Below are 13,713 nucleotides of genomic sequence, written 5' to 3'. Positions count from 1 at the left end.
AACTCCTCCGAGTACACCTTCCGCACCACGAGCCGATCATCTCGCTTCCTCCAGGCTCAGCCTGGGTTCAGCGTGTCCACTGATCGGGGTCAGGTCCCGTCGAGCTTCTCGGGGAAGCCGTAGACGTTGCGGATCTGCTGGCGCGCGGTGAACGTGTCCGACAGCACGTTGGGGTCCAGCAGCCGGGCGTTGGGGATGGTCTCGGTGTCGTTCCGCAGTTCCGCGAGCGCCGCTTGGGGGTCGACGTCGTCGCCGGTGGCCTGCTGTGCGTAGTCGACGTACTCGACCTCCGACAGCCCGTAGGCCTGCCGGGTCATCTCGATCGCCCGCTCGATGTAGTCCGCCTCCCGCTGGTCGGCGCTGGGGCGGACGACGAACTGCTGGATGATCGCGGGGTAGGCCACGCCGATGACCAGGCTGGCCACCAGCAGCAGCACCAGTGCCGCGGCCGGGAGCAGGAAGTTGCGGACGACGATGTTGGCGAAGAAGGCCACCGCGCAGACCGCCGCGACGAACACCAGGATCGTCTTGGGCACCAGCAGCGCGTTGACGTCGGTGTAGCTGGCGCCGGTGAACACCTCGCCGCGGTCGGAGTAGACCAGCCCGTAGCGGTCCAGCCAGTAGGCCACGGCCTTGAGCGCGACGAACAGGCCCAGCAGCACCGAGATCTGCACGCGCGCCGCGGCGGTGAGCTTCTGCCCCGGTGTCTGCAGCCGCAGCCCGCCGAAGACGTAGTGGGTGAGCAGCGAGCCGATCAGGGCCAGCAGCGCGATCGCGAAGCCGAAGCCCAGCAGCAGCCGGTAGAAGGGGTACTCGAACACGAAGAAGGAGATGTCGATGCCGAACTGCGGGTCGACCTCGCCGAACGGCGTGCTGTTGCGGAACTGCAGCCAGGTCTCCCAGCTGCTCTGCGCGGTGAAGCCGGCGAACAGGCCCAGCACCACGGCGACCGCGACCAGCACCAGGCCGCGGCGCGGCTCCAGGGACTGGCGGTAGCGCTCGAGGTTCTGCTGCTCCAGCGACATCGGCCGGAAGGCCGGGCGGAAGCGGTAGGCCAGGTAGACCGCCAGGGCGACCAGTCCGCCGGTGGCCACACCGGCGACGGCGAACAGCAGCGCCCGGGTCTGCAGCTCGGTCCAGAAGACCTCGGTGTAGCCGGTCTCGTCGAACCACAGGTAGTCGACGTAGACGTTGGTCAGCGTGCCGATGGCGGTGAACAGCACCAGCAGGACGCCGACGGCGCCGAGGACCAGCTTCGCGCGCCGCGACAGCGTCGGCACGGGCACGGGGGCTCTCATGGCCACGAGCAGGTCCTCCCGTCGACCGTGCCCGGCGGGGGCAGCGTCCGTGTGGCTCGCAGGTCCGGGTCGACCGTCCGGAGTGCCCGGTGACGGTTCGGCGCGAGATGCCTGGCTCCACCCACCACGTCGGTCCGCGGCGGCGGGGGAGCTGCCCAGACAGCAATCATACGAAACAGATTACGTGCAAACAGAGACGGGCGACAAGGAGAGCGGCCGGTCGTGCTGCGGTCCGCAGTGGCGCGAACTAGCGAACCATGCTTCACTCTTTCCTGCGGAGGGGAGTATCCCCCGACGCCCTGTCGTCACTACGGCGCCACTGCGGCGCTCGGCCGGGCGGGTGCCCGGAGCCGGGTGCCGGGAGAGACCTCCGGTTGGTGTTCGTCGACCGGAGGAGTGTTCGTGGACGTCCCGTTGTGGCTGTGGCTTGCGGTGCTGGGCGGCATCGTCGGCATGCTGGCCCTCGATCTGTTCGCGCACCGCCGCGCGCACGTCATCGCCGTGCGGGAGGCGGCCGCCTGGTCGCTGGTGTGGGTGGTGCTCGGCGTGGGCTTCGGGGCCTGGGTGTGGTCGGCGTACGGCGCCGATCTCGGGCAGCAGTACTTCGCCGGCTACCTGATCGAGAAGTCGCTGGCCGTGGACAACGTCTTCGTCTGGGCGATCATCTTCACCTACTTCGCCGTCCCCCGGGAGTACCAGCACCGGGTGCTGTTCCTCGGCGTGCTGGGCGCCCTGGTGTTCCGCGGCATCTTCATCGCCGGTGGGTCGGTGCTCATCGCGAGCTTCGGCTGGGTGCTGTACCTGTTCGCCGCGTTCCTGCTGTGGACCGGCTTCCGGATGATCCGCCAGCGCGACGAGCACCTGGACCCGGGGAAGTCACGGGCGGTGCGGCTGTTCCGCCGGTACGTGCCGATGACCGACGCCTACCACGGGCAGCGCTTCGTGATCCGCCGCGGCGGGGTCCTGCTGGCCACCCCGCTGCTGCTGGTGCTGGTGCTGGTGGAGGTCACCGACGTGATCTTCGCCGTCGACTCGATCCCGGCGATCTTCGCGGTCACCGACGAGCCGTTCCTCGTGTTCACCGCCAACGCCTTCGCCATCCTGGGGCTGCGGGCGATGTACTTCCTGCTGGCCGACCTGATCCACCGCTTCGTGTACCTGAAGACCGGGTTGGCCCTGGTGCTGGTCTGGGTGGGCGTCAAGATGCTGCTCAAGGTCGACCTGTTCTACATCCCGACCCCGGTCTCCCTCGCCGTGATCGCCACGATCCTGGGCGTCTCCGTCGCGCTGAGCCTGCGGGCCACCCGCGGCCAGGGGCGGCGGGCGATCCAGTCCCCGACGGCCCCGCCGTTCCGCACCGCGACCGACGACGAGCTCGCCGCGCTCGAGCCGTTGTGGCGCCGCGGCGGGCGGGAGGCCGGGCGCCGGGCCGGGGAGGTCGCGCTCGACGAGCGGGAGGACGCGCGGAGCTGACCGCCCGCACCCCCGCCCGCCCCTGGTCACCCGCGGCGTGCGGCCGGCGCAGGCGCCGCCCGCCACGGGTGAGGGCAGCCGGACCTGGCGCCGACCACACATATGCAGGATGATTCGGGAAATGAATCACACAGGTGTGGGGAGGAGGGAGGGAATGCTCCTCGTCGGCGTGCCTGCCCCCGGCCGGACCCGTGAGCCACCGTGATCCTCGCTCTGGCCCTGGCGGCGATGGTCGTCCTGGCGGCGTCGGCGCCGCTGCTGGCACGGCGGCGCCTCGGACGGGACACGGGCTACGTGCTCGCCGCCGGCTTCGCCGCCGTGGCCGCGCTGCTCGGCTCGATGGTGCCACGGGTGCTCGACGGCGGGACCGTCGAGTTCTCCGCCGCCTGGCTGCCGTCGCTGGACGTCTCCTTCGCACTGCGCCTCGACGGGCTCGCCCTGCTGTTCAGCGTGATCGTGCTCGGCGTGGGCGCGCTGATCATGGCGTACTGCCCGCGCTACCTGAGCCCGACGCGCGAGCATGGCGCCGTCTACGGCCTCCTGACGCTCTTCGCCGCCGCGATGCTGGGCCTGGTCCTGGCTGCCGATGTCGTCCTGCTCTTCGTCTTCTGGGAACTGACCACCTTCTGCTCGTTCCTCCTCGTCGGCCTCACCGGCGGGCGGGCCAGCCGGCCCGCCCGCCGGGCCCTGCTCGTCACGGCAGGCGGTGGTCTGGCCCTCCTGGTCGCGGTCGTCCTGCTCACGGTGGTCACCGGAACGGCGGACCTGGCGACGATCCTGGCCGATCCCGACCGGGTGCTCAGCTCGCCACTCGCGCTGCCCATCGCCCTGCTCGTCGCGTTCGCGGCCTTCACCAAGTCCGCCCAGGTGCCACTGCACTTCTGGCTGCCCGGCGCGATGGTCGCCATGACGCCGGTGAGCGCCTACCTGCACGCCGCGACCATGGTCAAGGCCGGCGTCTACCTGCTCATGCGCTTCTCGCCGGTGCTCTCGGGCGTGCCCGTCTGGTCGGCCCTGCTCATCTCGGTCGGCCTGGCCTCGGCCGTCGTCGGCGCCTTCATGGCGCTGCGCCAGCACGACCTGAAAGCGATCCTCGCCCACTCGACGGTCAGCCAGCTCGGGTTCCTGGTCGCGGCGATCGGGGTGGGCACGTCCACCGCGCTGGCCGCCGCCATGCTGCACACCGCCGCGCACGCCCTGTTCAAGGCGACGCTGTTCATGCTCGTCGGCATCATCGACAAGGAGACCGGCAGCCGCGACATCCGCCAGCTGTCCGGGCTGCGCCGGGTGATGCCGGTGACCGCCGCGGTCACCGGACTGGCCGGCCTGTCGATGGCGGGGATCCCACCGTTGCTGGGCTTCGTGAGCAAGGAGTACCTGTTCCAGGGCCTCTTCCAGGCCGGACCCGTTCCCGGCGTGGGCCTCGTGACCGGAGCGCTCGGCGTCGCCGCGTCGGCGCTGACCACCGCCTACGGCCTGCGGATCTTCTTCGGCGCCTTCGGGGGTGCGACCCGGCAGCCGGACCTGTACGAGCCCTCGCGGGCATTCCTCGCGCCCGCCGTGGTGCCGGCCCTGGTCGGACTGGCCCTCGGCCCGGGGATCGGTCTGCTGAGCCCCATCGTCGTCCGGGCGGGGGCCGACGTCGTGCCCGGCGAGCCGGTGCGCGCTTTCCAGTTCTGGCACGGATTCAGCGCCGAGATCGTGATGTCGGCGATCGCGGTCAGCACGGGGCTGCTGCTCTTCCTGCGGCGGCGCCAGGTCGACCGGCTCCTCGCGCGCGTCCCGCTGCCCGACGGCGGCGCGGCCTTCGATCGCGCCCACGACTCCGTGCTCGCGTTCGGCCGCGTGGTCGGCCGGCCGGACCGGGCCGAGGGCGCGGCCGGGCACCTGGCTCGCCCGGTCGTCGCCCTCGTCGCTGTCGGCGCGGTCGGGGTCGTCGCCATCGACGGACTGCCCGCACGGGCCGCCACCGATGCCGCGCTCGACTGGCCGGTCGTGGCGCTGGTCGCCCTCGCCGTCGCGGGCGCCGTGCTCACCCGCTCGGCCCTGGCGGCCGTCGCGCTGCTGGGCTCGCTCGGGCTGCTCGTGGCGGTGTGGTTCTTGCTGGCGGGCGCACCCGATGTCGCACTGACCCTGCTGCTGGTCGAGGTGCTCACGGCGGTCGTCGTCGTCCTCGTCCTCCGCGGCCGGCCCCGGCGGCTGCCGGCCGTCGACCGCCGCCGCCTCGTCCCCACCGCGCTGCTCGCCGTCCTCAGCGGCCTGGCAGCCGGGGGAGCGGTCGTGTCCCTCACCGGGCGACGGGAGCGCTCGTCCGCCGGCGACTTCTTCCTGGACACCGCCGAACCGGCGACGGGAGGCACCAACGTGGTGAACACGATCCTCGTCGACTTCCGGGCGATGGACACCCTCGCCGAGGCGGTGGTCCTGGGTGTCGTGGCGGTGGGGTTGCTCCTGCTTTTCGGAGCAGGGCGCGACCGGGCAGCGGCGCAGCCGGGCCGCGCGGCCGAGGCAGGTCCGGACGGGGGGACCGAGTTGATGCTCCGGGTGAGCGGCCGCGTCGTCGTCCCCGGCGTCGTCCTGCTGGCCGGCTACCTGCTGTGGCGCGGTCACGACGAGCCCGGCGGCGGTTTCATCGCCGCCCTGGTCGCCGGCGCCGGCGCGGCGCTGCACCAGCTCTCCCACGGGCGCACGCCCCGACGGTTGCGGCCCGAGGTGCTCGTCGGATCCGGCCTGCTGCTCGCCGTGGGCACCGGGGTGCTCGCCGCCGCGCTCGGGGAGGCCTTCCTCGCGCCGTTCGAGCTGCCCGTCCTCGGTGCTCTGGGAGTCGGTTCGGCGCTGCTGTTCGACACCGGCGTGCTGCTGATGGTGCTCGGTCTGCTGGTCGCGACCCTGGATCGGCTCGGCGGTCCTCCGGACCAGCCCGCAGCGCCGGTCACCGGGCGGCCCGCCGGGCGCGTGCCGACCGTCGGCCTCGGAGCGAGCGCCCGCTCCGGCTCGGACCTGGCGTCGACCGGTGGGGACGTGGCCCGGTGAGCGCGGCGGTCGTGGTCGGACTGCTGGTGGCCGCCGGCGTCTGGTTCGTGCTGCAGCGCGGGCTGCTGCGGATGGTCTTCGGCTTCGTGCTGCTCGGCCACGCCGTGAACGTGCTCCTGCTCTCCTCGGGCGGGACCGACCGTCGAGGGGCACCCTTCGTCGACGGCGGCCAGACAGCAGACATGGCCGACCCCTTGCCGCAGGCCTTCGTGCTCACCGCGATCGTCATCACCTTCGGCGTGACCGTGTACCTGCTGGCTCTGGTGCGGGCCGGCGACGGCGAGGACGAGCGCCCGGACGCGCCCGGTGACGGCGGGCACACGGCGGGTGCGCCGTGAACCACGTGCTGCTCGCCGTCCCCGTCGTCGCCCCGCTGGCCGGCGCCGGCCTGCTCGTGCTCGTCGGGGGGCGACGGCGGGCAGCTGCGCCCGCGCTCGTGCGGGCGGTGGGCTGGGGGACCAGCGGGCTGGTGCTGTGCGCCGCGGTCGTCCTGCTCCTGGCAGCGGTCGCCGGTGAGATCCCCACCCTGCGGATCGGCGGCTGGCCACCGGGCATCGCCATCACCCTGGTCGCCGACGCGTTCGGTGCCCTTCTGCTCACCGTCACCGCGGCGCTCGTCCTGGCCGGTCTGGTCTACGCCGCGGCCACCGGCGAGGACGACGGGCGGTTCGTGTCGCTGGCACTGGTGCTCTCGACCGGGGTGTACGGCGCGCTGCTCACCGCCGACCTGTTCAACCTGTTCGTCTTCATCGAGCTCATGCTGGTGCCCAGCTACGTGCTGCTCGTGTCGGCCGGCGGGTCCGGGCGGATGGCCGCCGGGCGCCGCTACCTCGCGGTCAACCTGCTGGCCTCGACGCTGTTCCTGGGCGGGGTGGGCCTGCTGTACGGCGCGGCCGGCACGGTGAACCTCGGCGTCCTCGCCGGCGCCGCGGCGGAGCCACCCGTCGCCGTCGCCGCGGCGGTGGTGCTGGTCGCGCTCGCGGTCAAGGCCGCCGTGGTCCCGCTGCACAGCTGGCTGCCGAGCTCGTACGCCGTGGCCGGCCCCGCGGTGGTCGTGATCTTCTCCGGTCTGCTGACCAAGGTCGGCGTGTACGCCCTCTTCCGCGTCTACGCGGTGCTGTTCGACGGTGACCGGCGCTGGCTGTGGGTGATCATGGCGGCCGGCGTCCTGACCATGCTGGTCGGCGTGCTGGGGGCCGTGGGGGAGCGGTCGATGCGGTGGGTGCTGACCTTCCACATGGTCAGCCAGATCGGCTACATGCTCGTCGGCCTGGCGCTGTTCACCACGGCGGGCCTCGCTGCCGCCGTCTTCTTCCTGGTGCAGTACGTGCTGGTCAAGGCGGCCCTGCTGATGTGCTCGGGCGCGGTGGAGGTCACCTACGGCACAGGGGAGCTGTCCCGGCTGGGCGGGCTCGCCGGGCGGGAGCCGGCGCTGGCGGTCGCGTTCGGCGTGTCCGCCCTCGCGCTGGTCGGCGTCCCGCCGTTGTCGGGTTTCGTCGGGAAGCTGCTGCTCGTCGACGCCGCGCTGACCGCCGCGCAGTACGCCGCGGCAGCCGCCGTGGTCGTGGTGAGCCTGCTGACCCTGACCTCGATGCTCAAGGTCTGGAACGCCGTCTTCACCGACCCCGCCGCGGAACCGATGCGCTCGCCCGGTGCCGGTGCGCCTGCTCGAGCCGGCGGTGGCGGAGGCGCCGTGGCGGCACCGGCCGCGAGCCGCGTGCGCCTGGCCCTCGTGCTGCCTGCACTGGTGACCGGCGGCCTCGCGATCGTGCTCGGCATCTGGGCCGAGCCGCTGCTGGCCGCCGCCGAGGCCGCCGCCCGCGGGCTGGTGGACACGTCGGCCTACGTGACGGCCGTGAGCCGGCCGTGACCAGCGCCCGGCCCGGCCCGGGCCGCCGATCCATGGCGGCGCGCGTGGTCGTCTTCTGCGGCTGGTACCTCGTGCTGTTCCTGCGCGCCAACGTCGAGGTCGCCCGCTGCATCCTCGTCCCGCGCTCGCGGCTCGCTCCGGCGGTGGTCGTGATCGGGCTGGGCAGCCGGACCCCGACGGAGATGGCGGCCTTCGCCGGGCTGGTCACGTTGACGCCCGGCACGATGGCCCTGGCCATGGACGCCGACCTCCGCCGGCTCACCGTGCACGGCATGCACGTGCCCGACCTCGAGGCGTTCCGCGCCGATCTCGGCGAGCTGGAGGACCGGATGCTCGGCGCGATGCGCTCGAACCGTCGCGAACGCCGCGTGCGCGATGACCAGGCCGACCGGAGGTGAGGACCGTGCTCCCCGACCCGCTGCTCGACGTCGCGCTCGTCGTGCTCTGCCTCGCGCTGGTGGTGGCCATGGTGCGCGTGGCGGTCGGGCCGACCGACGCCGACCGGGCGCTGGCGGTCGATCTCGGCTTCGCGGCCTTCATCGCCGCCTGCGCGGTCCTGGCCCTGCGCCTGGGCGAGCCGGTGCTGCTGGACCTGGTCCTGGTCGCGACACTGGTGGGCTTCCTGACCACCGTCGCCCTCGCCCGCCTCGTCGCCGGCAGGCGGTCGTCGTGACGGCGCAGGCCGTCCTGGGGGGCGCGCTCCTGGTCACGGGCGTGGCGCTGGTGGGTCTCGCCGCGGCCGGCCTCGTCCGGCTGCCCGACGCCTACAACCGGGCCAACGCGGTGGCCAAGGCGGCCGGCCTGGGTGTGGTGTGCGTGTTGCTCGCCGTCGCCGTCCTCGTCCCCGACCCGGTGTCCGTCGGCACCGTGGTCGTGGCCGCCGCGCTGCAGCTGTTCACCGTGCCGCTGGCCGGATTCGCCATCGGCGAGGCCGCCTGGCGCACGAGAGCGCCCTTGCACCCCACCACGCGGGTCGACCCGGTCGTGCCCGTCGAGGACGGCGACCGGGCCGGGACGCCGGAGCAGCGGACGCCGGAGCAGCAGGAGTCGGAACAGCGGGAGTCGTAGCGGCCGGGACCGGACGGGTGACCGTCCGGTCCCGGCCTCCTGCCGGTGGTTGCGCGACGGCCTCAGCGGAGCGTGAGCACCACGCGGCCGTGGTCGGCCAGGCGCCCGTCGTCGACGAAGGCGACCCAGCCGCCGCGCAGGATCACGGTCTCGATGAGCTCGTCGACCGCGTCGTCCACCACGTCGGGGTGGTCGGTGTCCTCGGCGGGGGTCACGTAGTCGCCGTCGTCGCTGAGGCGCGCGGGGGCGACGAATCCCTCCTCCACGGCCAGCATCTCGGGCCGTTCCCAGCGGGCGGCCAGCCAGGCCGCCGGCAGCCCCTCGACCACCTTGTCCCTCGTGCGGCGACGCTCGACGAGGTCGAGCGCCTCGTCCTGCCGCGACCGCAGGTACTCGTCCATGACCTGACGGATGCGCGGCGCCAGGCGGGCCAGGGGAGCGGAGGTGAAGTTGCCGGTGACCGTGCCGGCCAGGCGGTCGGTGTTCCGGGAGATCTTCCGGAACTCCGCCACGGTGCGCTCGGCACCCACCAGCACGAGAGGGGACGGGTGCAGCCGGCGGTAGGTGCCCAGCGCCTTGTCCACCTCGCGCAGGAAGGCCTGGGGGCGGGGGCCCGGCCGGCCCTCTCCGGCCGCGGCCACGATCGGGAAACCGGACCGGTCCGGAGGCGCCAACCGGTCACCGAGGCCGTCGAACAGCCGCGCCTCCCGTTCGGCCAGCAGCAGTACGACGTGCCGGGGGGTGCGGTGCAGGCCGCGGACCAGGTCCCGGGTGGCGAACGTGGGGTCGACGACCGCCCGGTCGACCACCGGGACGGGCAGCAGCAGCACCTTCTGCATGCCGGCATTCACGAACACCCCGACGGCTCGGCCCGCCGGACCCGCCGCGGCGCGCGCGACGGTCTTGTCGAGCTGGTCGAGGACGGTGGCCGTCTCCGGCGCCCCGTCGGCCCGCAGCCGCGCCGCGGCCTCCTCGGCGAGCTGCCGCAGCCGGCGGGCGTCCTCAGCCGTCATCCGCTCGCCAGGAGTGGTGCTCGCCAGCAGGGACACGGAGGGATAGCTGCGCACGGCCTGGAGCAGCAGGACGGTGTCGGGCGAGGGCCCGGCGAGGCGGGCGGACCGCGACCGCGACGTGCTGGCGGTCACGCGGCCCACCTGCCCAGCGGCTGGGCGTCCGAGCGGCGGGCGAGCCAGTGCACGACGCGCGCCAGCACGTGCGGGCGTCGGCTCGCGCGCAGCTCGTGCAGCAGGTGGACGCTGACCGGCGCGTCCACCCCCGCGTCGGCGGTGACCGCGCGCACCCAGCGGACGAGCTCGCCGCACCAGCGGTCCACCCGGTCGCCGTCCTCGCCGCGCGGTGATCGGGGGCCCAGGACGGCGACGTGCAGTTCGAGCAGGTCCTCGACGGCCGCGGCGAGCGCGACCGGCAGGACGAGGTCGACGTCCTCCGGGTCGATGATGATCGCGAGGACCCGGTCGGGACGGTCGAGCTGCGGTGGAACGGTCTCGGGCTCGGGGACGACGTGCTGATCGAGGGTCAGGGTCACGGACGGGCTCCGGCGCTCGGACGAGGTCTCTCCCGCTCCTGCGCGGAGCGGCCGCCACCCGGGCCGCTGGCGGCCGGGACTGTCGGGCGACGGCGCTGCGGGGTGCAGCGGGTACTCCCCTCGTGCGAAACAGAATACGTACGTCAGGGTTCATCAGCAAGGGGTAGTTGACAGGTACCCGCCGCGGGTCGCGCGTAGTGTGCTTCGCATGACTGCGTCCTCACCCGGCTGGACCTTCCTGTCCAACCACGGTCACGTGCTGGTCAGCCTGGCCCTCGACCCCGAGGTCCGGATGCGCGACGTCGCGGCCTGGGTCGGCATCACCGAGCGTGCGGTGCAGATGATCGTCGCCGACCTCGAGGAAGCGGGGTACGTGGTCCGCGAGCGGGTCGGGCGGCGCAACCACTACACGGTGGTGAGCCAGGGGCACTTCCGCCACCCGCTGGAGGACCACGTGCGCGTCGGGGATTTCCTCGCCCTCGTGACGAAGGCCGCTGGGCGGCCGCCCCGGGCGGGCGTCACCGGATCTCCGGCCCTGCGGGCGTAGCCCTGCCGCGGCGCCCGGGCGCTGGGCCCGGGCGCCGCGGCAGGGAAGCCGGCCGGCGACGCTCGGCGGCCGGCGGGTCAGCGGCGGGCGACCGTCCGCCGGACGAGCTTGATCGACTCCTCGACGACGAGAACCGTGGACGCGACCGCGGCGCAGGTCAGCCACTGGCCGGCCGACAGCGGGGTGGTGTCGAAGATCGGGTTCAGGAACGACAACTGCACCGCCGCGATCTGCAGCACGACCACCGCCGCGAACGAGATCCACAGCCACCGGTTGGTGAACAGGTGCCGGGTGAACACCGTCTCCCGCTCGGCCCGCGCGTTGAGCGCGTTGAAGAACTGGAAGAGCACGAACGTCGTGAACGCCATGGTGGCGGCCACCGCGGCACCGAACGTCCCGTCGGCCAGGGCGAGCACCGACAGGGTCCCGGCCGCCATGACCACGCCGGCTCGGAACATGCGCAGCAGCCGGGTGCGGTTCAGGATGCGCTCGCTGGGCTTGCGCGGCGGCTCGTCCATCAGACCGGGGCGCGCGGGGTCGACGCCCAGGGCCATCGCCGGCGGGCCGTCCATGATGATGTTGACCCACAGCACCTGGATCGCCGTCAGCGGCGCGGCGAGCCCGGCGACCGAGGCGCCGAGGAACGACAGGATCGCGCCGATGTTGGTCGACAGCTGGAAGCGGACGAACTTCACCACGTTGTCGTAGATCGACCGGCCCTCGCGCACCGACGCGACGATCGTGGCGAAGTCGTCGTCGGTGAGGATCATGTCCCCGGCTTCCTTGGTGACCTCCGTGCCGGTGATCCCCATGGCGACGCCCATGTGCGCCGAGCGCAGGGCCGCGGCGTCGTTCACGCCGTCGCCGGTCATGGCTGCGACGTGCCCTCGGGCGGTGAGCGCCTGCACGATGGCCACCTTGTGCTCGGGGGCCACCCGGGCGAAGACGCCGATTCTCTCGACCCGCTCGGACAGCTCCTCGGCGCTCATCCGGTCCAGGTCCGCGCCGGTGACCACCTCGCCGCGGATGCCGAGCTCCCGAGCGATCGCGGCCGCGGTGTCCCGGTGATCGCCGGTGATCATCTTGACCGCGACCCCGGCGCGGGCGGCCAGGGCGATGGCGTCCTTCGCCTGGGGCCGGGGTGGATCGGCGATCCCGACGAGCCCGAGCAGCGTGAGCCCCGTCAACCGGTCGGCGAGCTGCTCTGCGTCCGCGGGCAGATCGTCGACCAGCGTGGTGGCCGCGGCCAGCACGCGCAGGCCCCGGGAGGCCAGTTCCGACACCTCGGCGGCCAGGCGGTCGCGGCCGGCGTCGTCGAGCGGCTGCACGCCGTCGGCGGTCAGCACGGCGGCGCTGCGCTCGAGCAGCACGTCCGGGGCGCCCTTGACGTGCACGCGGACCTGCCCGTCCTCGCGGTGGGCGGTCGCCATGAACTTGCGGGTGCTGTCGAAGGGCAGCTCGCCCACCCGGGGGTGGGCGGAGCGCAGCGCCGTCGCCTCGATCCCGGCCTTGGCCGCCGCGACCACGAGCGCGCCCTCGGTGGGGTCGCCGATGATGCCGGCCCGCTGCTCGCGGTCCGGTGTGAGCACTGCGTCGCTGCAGAGCACCAGCGGCTCCAGGAGCCGGTCGACGTCGTCGGCCGGCTCGCCGGTTCCCTCGTCGAGGATGCGACCGTGCGGCGCGTAGCCCTCGCCGTCGATGCGGACGCGGCGGCCGGCCAGCACCAGTGCGCGGGCGGTCATCTGGTTGAGGGTCAACGTGCCGGTCTTGTCGCTGCAGACGACGGTGGCCGAGCCCAAGGTCTCCACCGAGGCCAGCCGCTTGACGATCGCGCCGCGCCGCGCCATCCGGGCCACCCCCAGGGCCAGGGTGAGCGCCAGCACGGCCGGCAGGCCCTCGGGCACCGTCGCCACCGCCAGGGCGACCGCGGAGAGCGCCAGCTCCCCCAGGGACTCGCCCCGGGCGAAGGCGATGACGGCGTAGACGGCGATCGCGACGCCACCGATCAGGGCGATCCGCTTGCCGACCGAGTCGAGCTGGATCTGCAGGGGGGTCTTCGGGTCCTCGCCGCTGCGGAGCATCTCGGCGATCTCGCCGACCTCGGTGCGCATGCCGGTGGCGGTGAGCACCAGCTCGGCCCGGCCCCGGGTGAGGGTGGTGTTCATGTAGGCCATGCCCACCCGGTCGCCGAGTGGCACCTTGTCACCCGGGGCCGCCCCGACCGGGGCGGTGGACTTGGCGACCGGCTGCGACTCACCGGTCAGCGCGGACTCGTCCACCTCCACCGACTCGGCGACCAGCAGCCGGCCGTCGGCGGGCACCCGGTCGCCGGCTTCGAGCAGCACCACGTCGCCGGGGACGAGTTCGGCGGCGTCGAGCACGCGCGTCCCCGCGGCGCGGCGCACGCGGGCGGTCGGCGTCAGCATCTCGCGCAGGGCTTCGAGACTGCGCTCGGCCTTGTTCTCCTGGACGAAGCCGATCGTCGCGTTGATGAGCAGCACGACCAGGATGACGATCGTGTCCTTCAGGTCGCCGACGAGCCCGGCGAGGAGTGCGGCGCCGAGCAGGATGAGGATGAGCAGGCTGCGGAACTGGTCGAGGAAGCGCAGCACGGCCGGTCGCCGCGCCTGCTCGGCCAGCACGTTCTCGCCGGACTCCGCCCGTCGGCGGGAGATCTCCTCCTCGGTCAGGCCGCGCCGCGGGTCGACCCCCAGGGCGTCGGCCACCGCTGTGGCCGGGCGCAGGTAGGGGGCGTCGAGGGGTGAGGCGTCCTCGAGCGGGGTGGGGGCGGACGGGGCGGATCGCGTCATCGATGTACCTCAGGCAGGTCGGCGGAGAGGGGGTGGGGGTCGCGGGGAGCCGGCACGGGGACCGTGAC

At 73.4% G+C, this 13,713-nt stretch carries 12 protein-coding genes; 8 read left to right on the top strand and 4 right to left on the bottom strand.

All coding sequences use genetic code 11. The features are described 5' to 3' along the window. Positions 1-89 precede the first annotated feature (89 nt). Positions 90-1,298, bottom strand: a complete 1,209-nt coding sequence (locus tag ACK586_RS16725) for a UPF0182 family protein (protein ID WP_409331629.1) — start codon at positions 1,296-1,298, stop codon at positions 90-92. A 402-nt stretch (positions 1,299-1,700) separates the two neighbouring features. On the opposite strand from ACK586_RS16725, the gene ACK586_RS16720 reads away from it, so the two are divergent. From ACK586_RS16720 to ACK586_RS16690, 7 genes are all read left to right on the top strand, one after another. Continuing rightward, entirely contained in the window at positions 1,701-2,771 is a 1,071-nt protein-coding gene (locus ACK586_RS16720) for a TerC family protein (protein WP_409331627.1), read from the top strand. 201 nt (positions 2,772-2,972) lie between these two features. Continuing rightward, positions 2,973-5,804: a hydrogen gas-evolving membrane-bound hydrogenase subunit E gene (gene mbhE, locus ACK586_RS16715; RefSeq protein ID WP_409331626.1), complete on the top strand. Its 2,832-nt coding sequence runs from the start codon at positions 2,973-2,975 to the stop codon at positions 5,802-5,804. After that, positions 5,801-6,142: a sodium:proton antiporter gene (locus tag ACK586_RS16710; RefSeq protein WP_409331625.1), complete on the top strand. Its 342-nt coding sequence runs from the start codon at positions 5,801-5,803 to the stop codon at positions 6,140-6,142. Before mbhE ends, ACK586_RS16710 begins: the two co-directional genes overlap by 4 nt. Beyond that, entirely contained in the window at positions 6,139-7,674 is a 1,536-nt protein-coding gene (locus ACK586_RS16705; RefSeq protein WP_409331624.1) for a proton-conducting transporter transmembrane domain-containing protein, read from the top strand. The genes ACK586_RS16710 and ACK586_RS16705 overlap by 4 nt, the downstream gene beginning before the upstream one ends. Next, positions 7,671-8,072, top strand: coding sequence for a Na+/H+ antiporter subunit E (locus ACK586_RS16700; protein ID WP_409331623.1), 402 nt, complete (start codon positions 7,671-7,673; stop codon positions 8,070-8,072). The genes ACK586_RS16705 and ACK586_RS16700 overlap by 4 nt, the downstream gene beginning before the upstream one ends. A 5-nt stretch (positions 8,073-8,077) precedes the next feature. Beyond that, complete coding sequence (locus ACK586_RS16695) at positions 8,078-8,347, top strand: MrpF/PhaF family protein (protein WP_409331622.1); 270 nt, start codon at positions 8,078-8,080, stop codon at positions 8,345-8,347. Next, complete coding sequence (locus tag ACK586_RS16690; RefSeq protein WP_409331621.1) at positions 8,344-8,742, top strand: cation:proton antiporter; 399 nt, start codon at positions 8,344-8,346, stop codon at positions 8,740-8,742. Before ACK586_RS16695 ends, ACK586_RS16690 begins: the two co-directional genes overlap by 4 nt. Positions 8,743-8,804: 62 nt before the next feature. Here the strand turns inward: ACK586_RS16690 and ACK586_RS16685 are convergent, their stop codons facing one another. Both ACK586_RS16685 and ACK586_RS16680 read right to left on the bottom strand, forming a co-directional pair. Next, positions 8,805-9,887, bottom strand: a complete 1,083-nt coding sequence (locus ACK586_RS16685; RefSeq protein WP_409331620.1) for a baeRF3 domain-containing protein — start codon at positions 9,885-9,887, stop codon at positions 8,805-8,807. Further along, a complete protein-coding gene (locus ACK586_RS16680; RefSeq protein WP_409331619.1) occupies positions 9,884-10,288 on the bottom strand; it encodes a hypothetical protein in 405 nt (134 codons plus the stop codon). Before ACK586_RS16680 ends, ACK586_RS16685 begins: the two co-directional genes overlap by 4 nt. Positions 10,289-10,496: 208 nt before the next feature. Between ACK586_RS16680 and ACK586_RS16675 the strand changes: the two genes are divergently transcribed. Beyond that, positions 10,497-10,835, top strand: coding sequence for a helix-turn-helix transcriptional regulator (locus tag ACK586_RS16675; protein ID WP_409331618.1), 339 nt, complete (start codon positions 10,497-10,499; stop codon positions 10,833-10,835). 77 nt (positions 10,836-10,912) lie between these two features. Here the strand turns inward: ACK586_RS16675 and ACK586_RS16670 are convergent, their stop codons facing one another. Next, positions 10,913-13,645 (bottom strand): cation-translocating P-type ATPase, encoded by a 2,733-nt coding sequence (locus ACK586_RS16670; RefSeq protein ID WP_409331617.1) that lies wholly within the window; start codon positions 13,643-13,645, stop codon positions 10,913-10,915. Between the last annotated feature and the right edge of the window lie 68 nt (positions 13,646-13,713).

This window comes from Trujillonella humicola, from assembly GCF_046233715.1.
GTDB lineage: Bacteria > Actinomycetota > Actinomycetes > Mycobacteriales > Geodermatophilaceae > Trujillonella > Trujillonella humicola.
This window is presented reverse-complemented; position numbering and strand designations above follow the sequence as displayed.

Excerpts from the sequence above, each read along its gene's own strand:
- ACK586_RS16725 (WP_409331629.1), bottom strand. The coding sequence starts at position 1,298 with ATGAGAGCCCCCGTGCCCGTGCCGACGCTGTCGCGGCGCGCGAAGCTG.
- ACK586_RS16675 (WP_409331618.1), top strand. The coding sequence starts at position 10,497 with ATGACTGCGTCCTCACCCGGCTGGACCTTCCTGTCCAACCACGGTCAC.
- ACK586_RS16670 (WP_409331617.1), bottom strand. The coding sequence starts at position 13,645 with ATGACGCGATCCGCCCCGTCCGCCCCCACCCCGCTCGAGGACGCCTCA.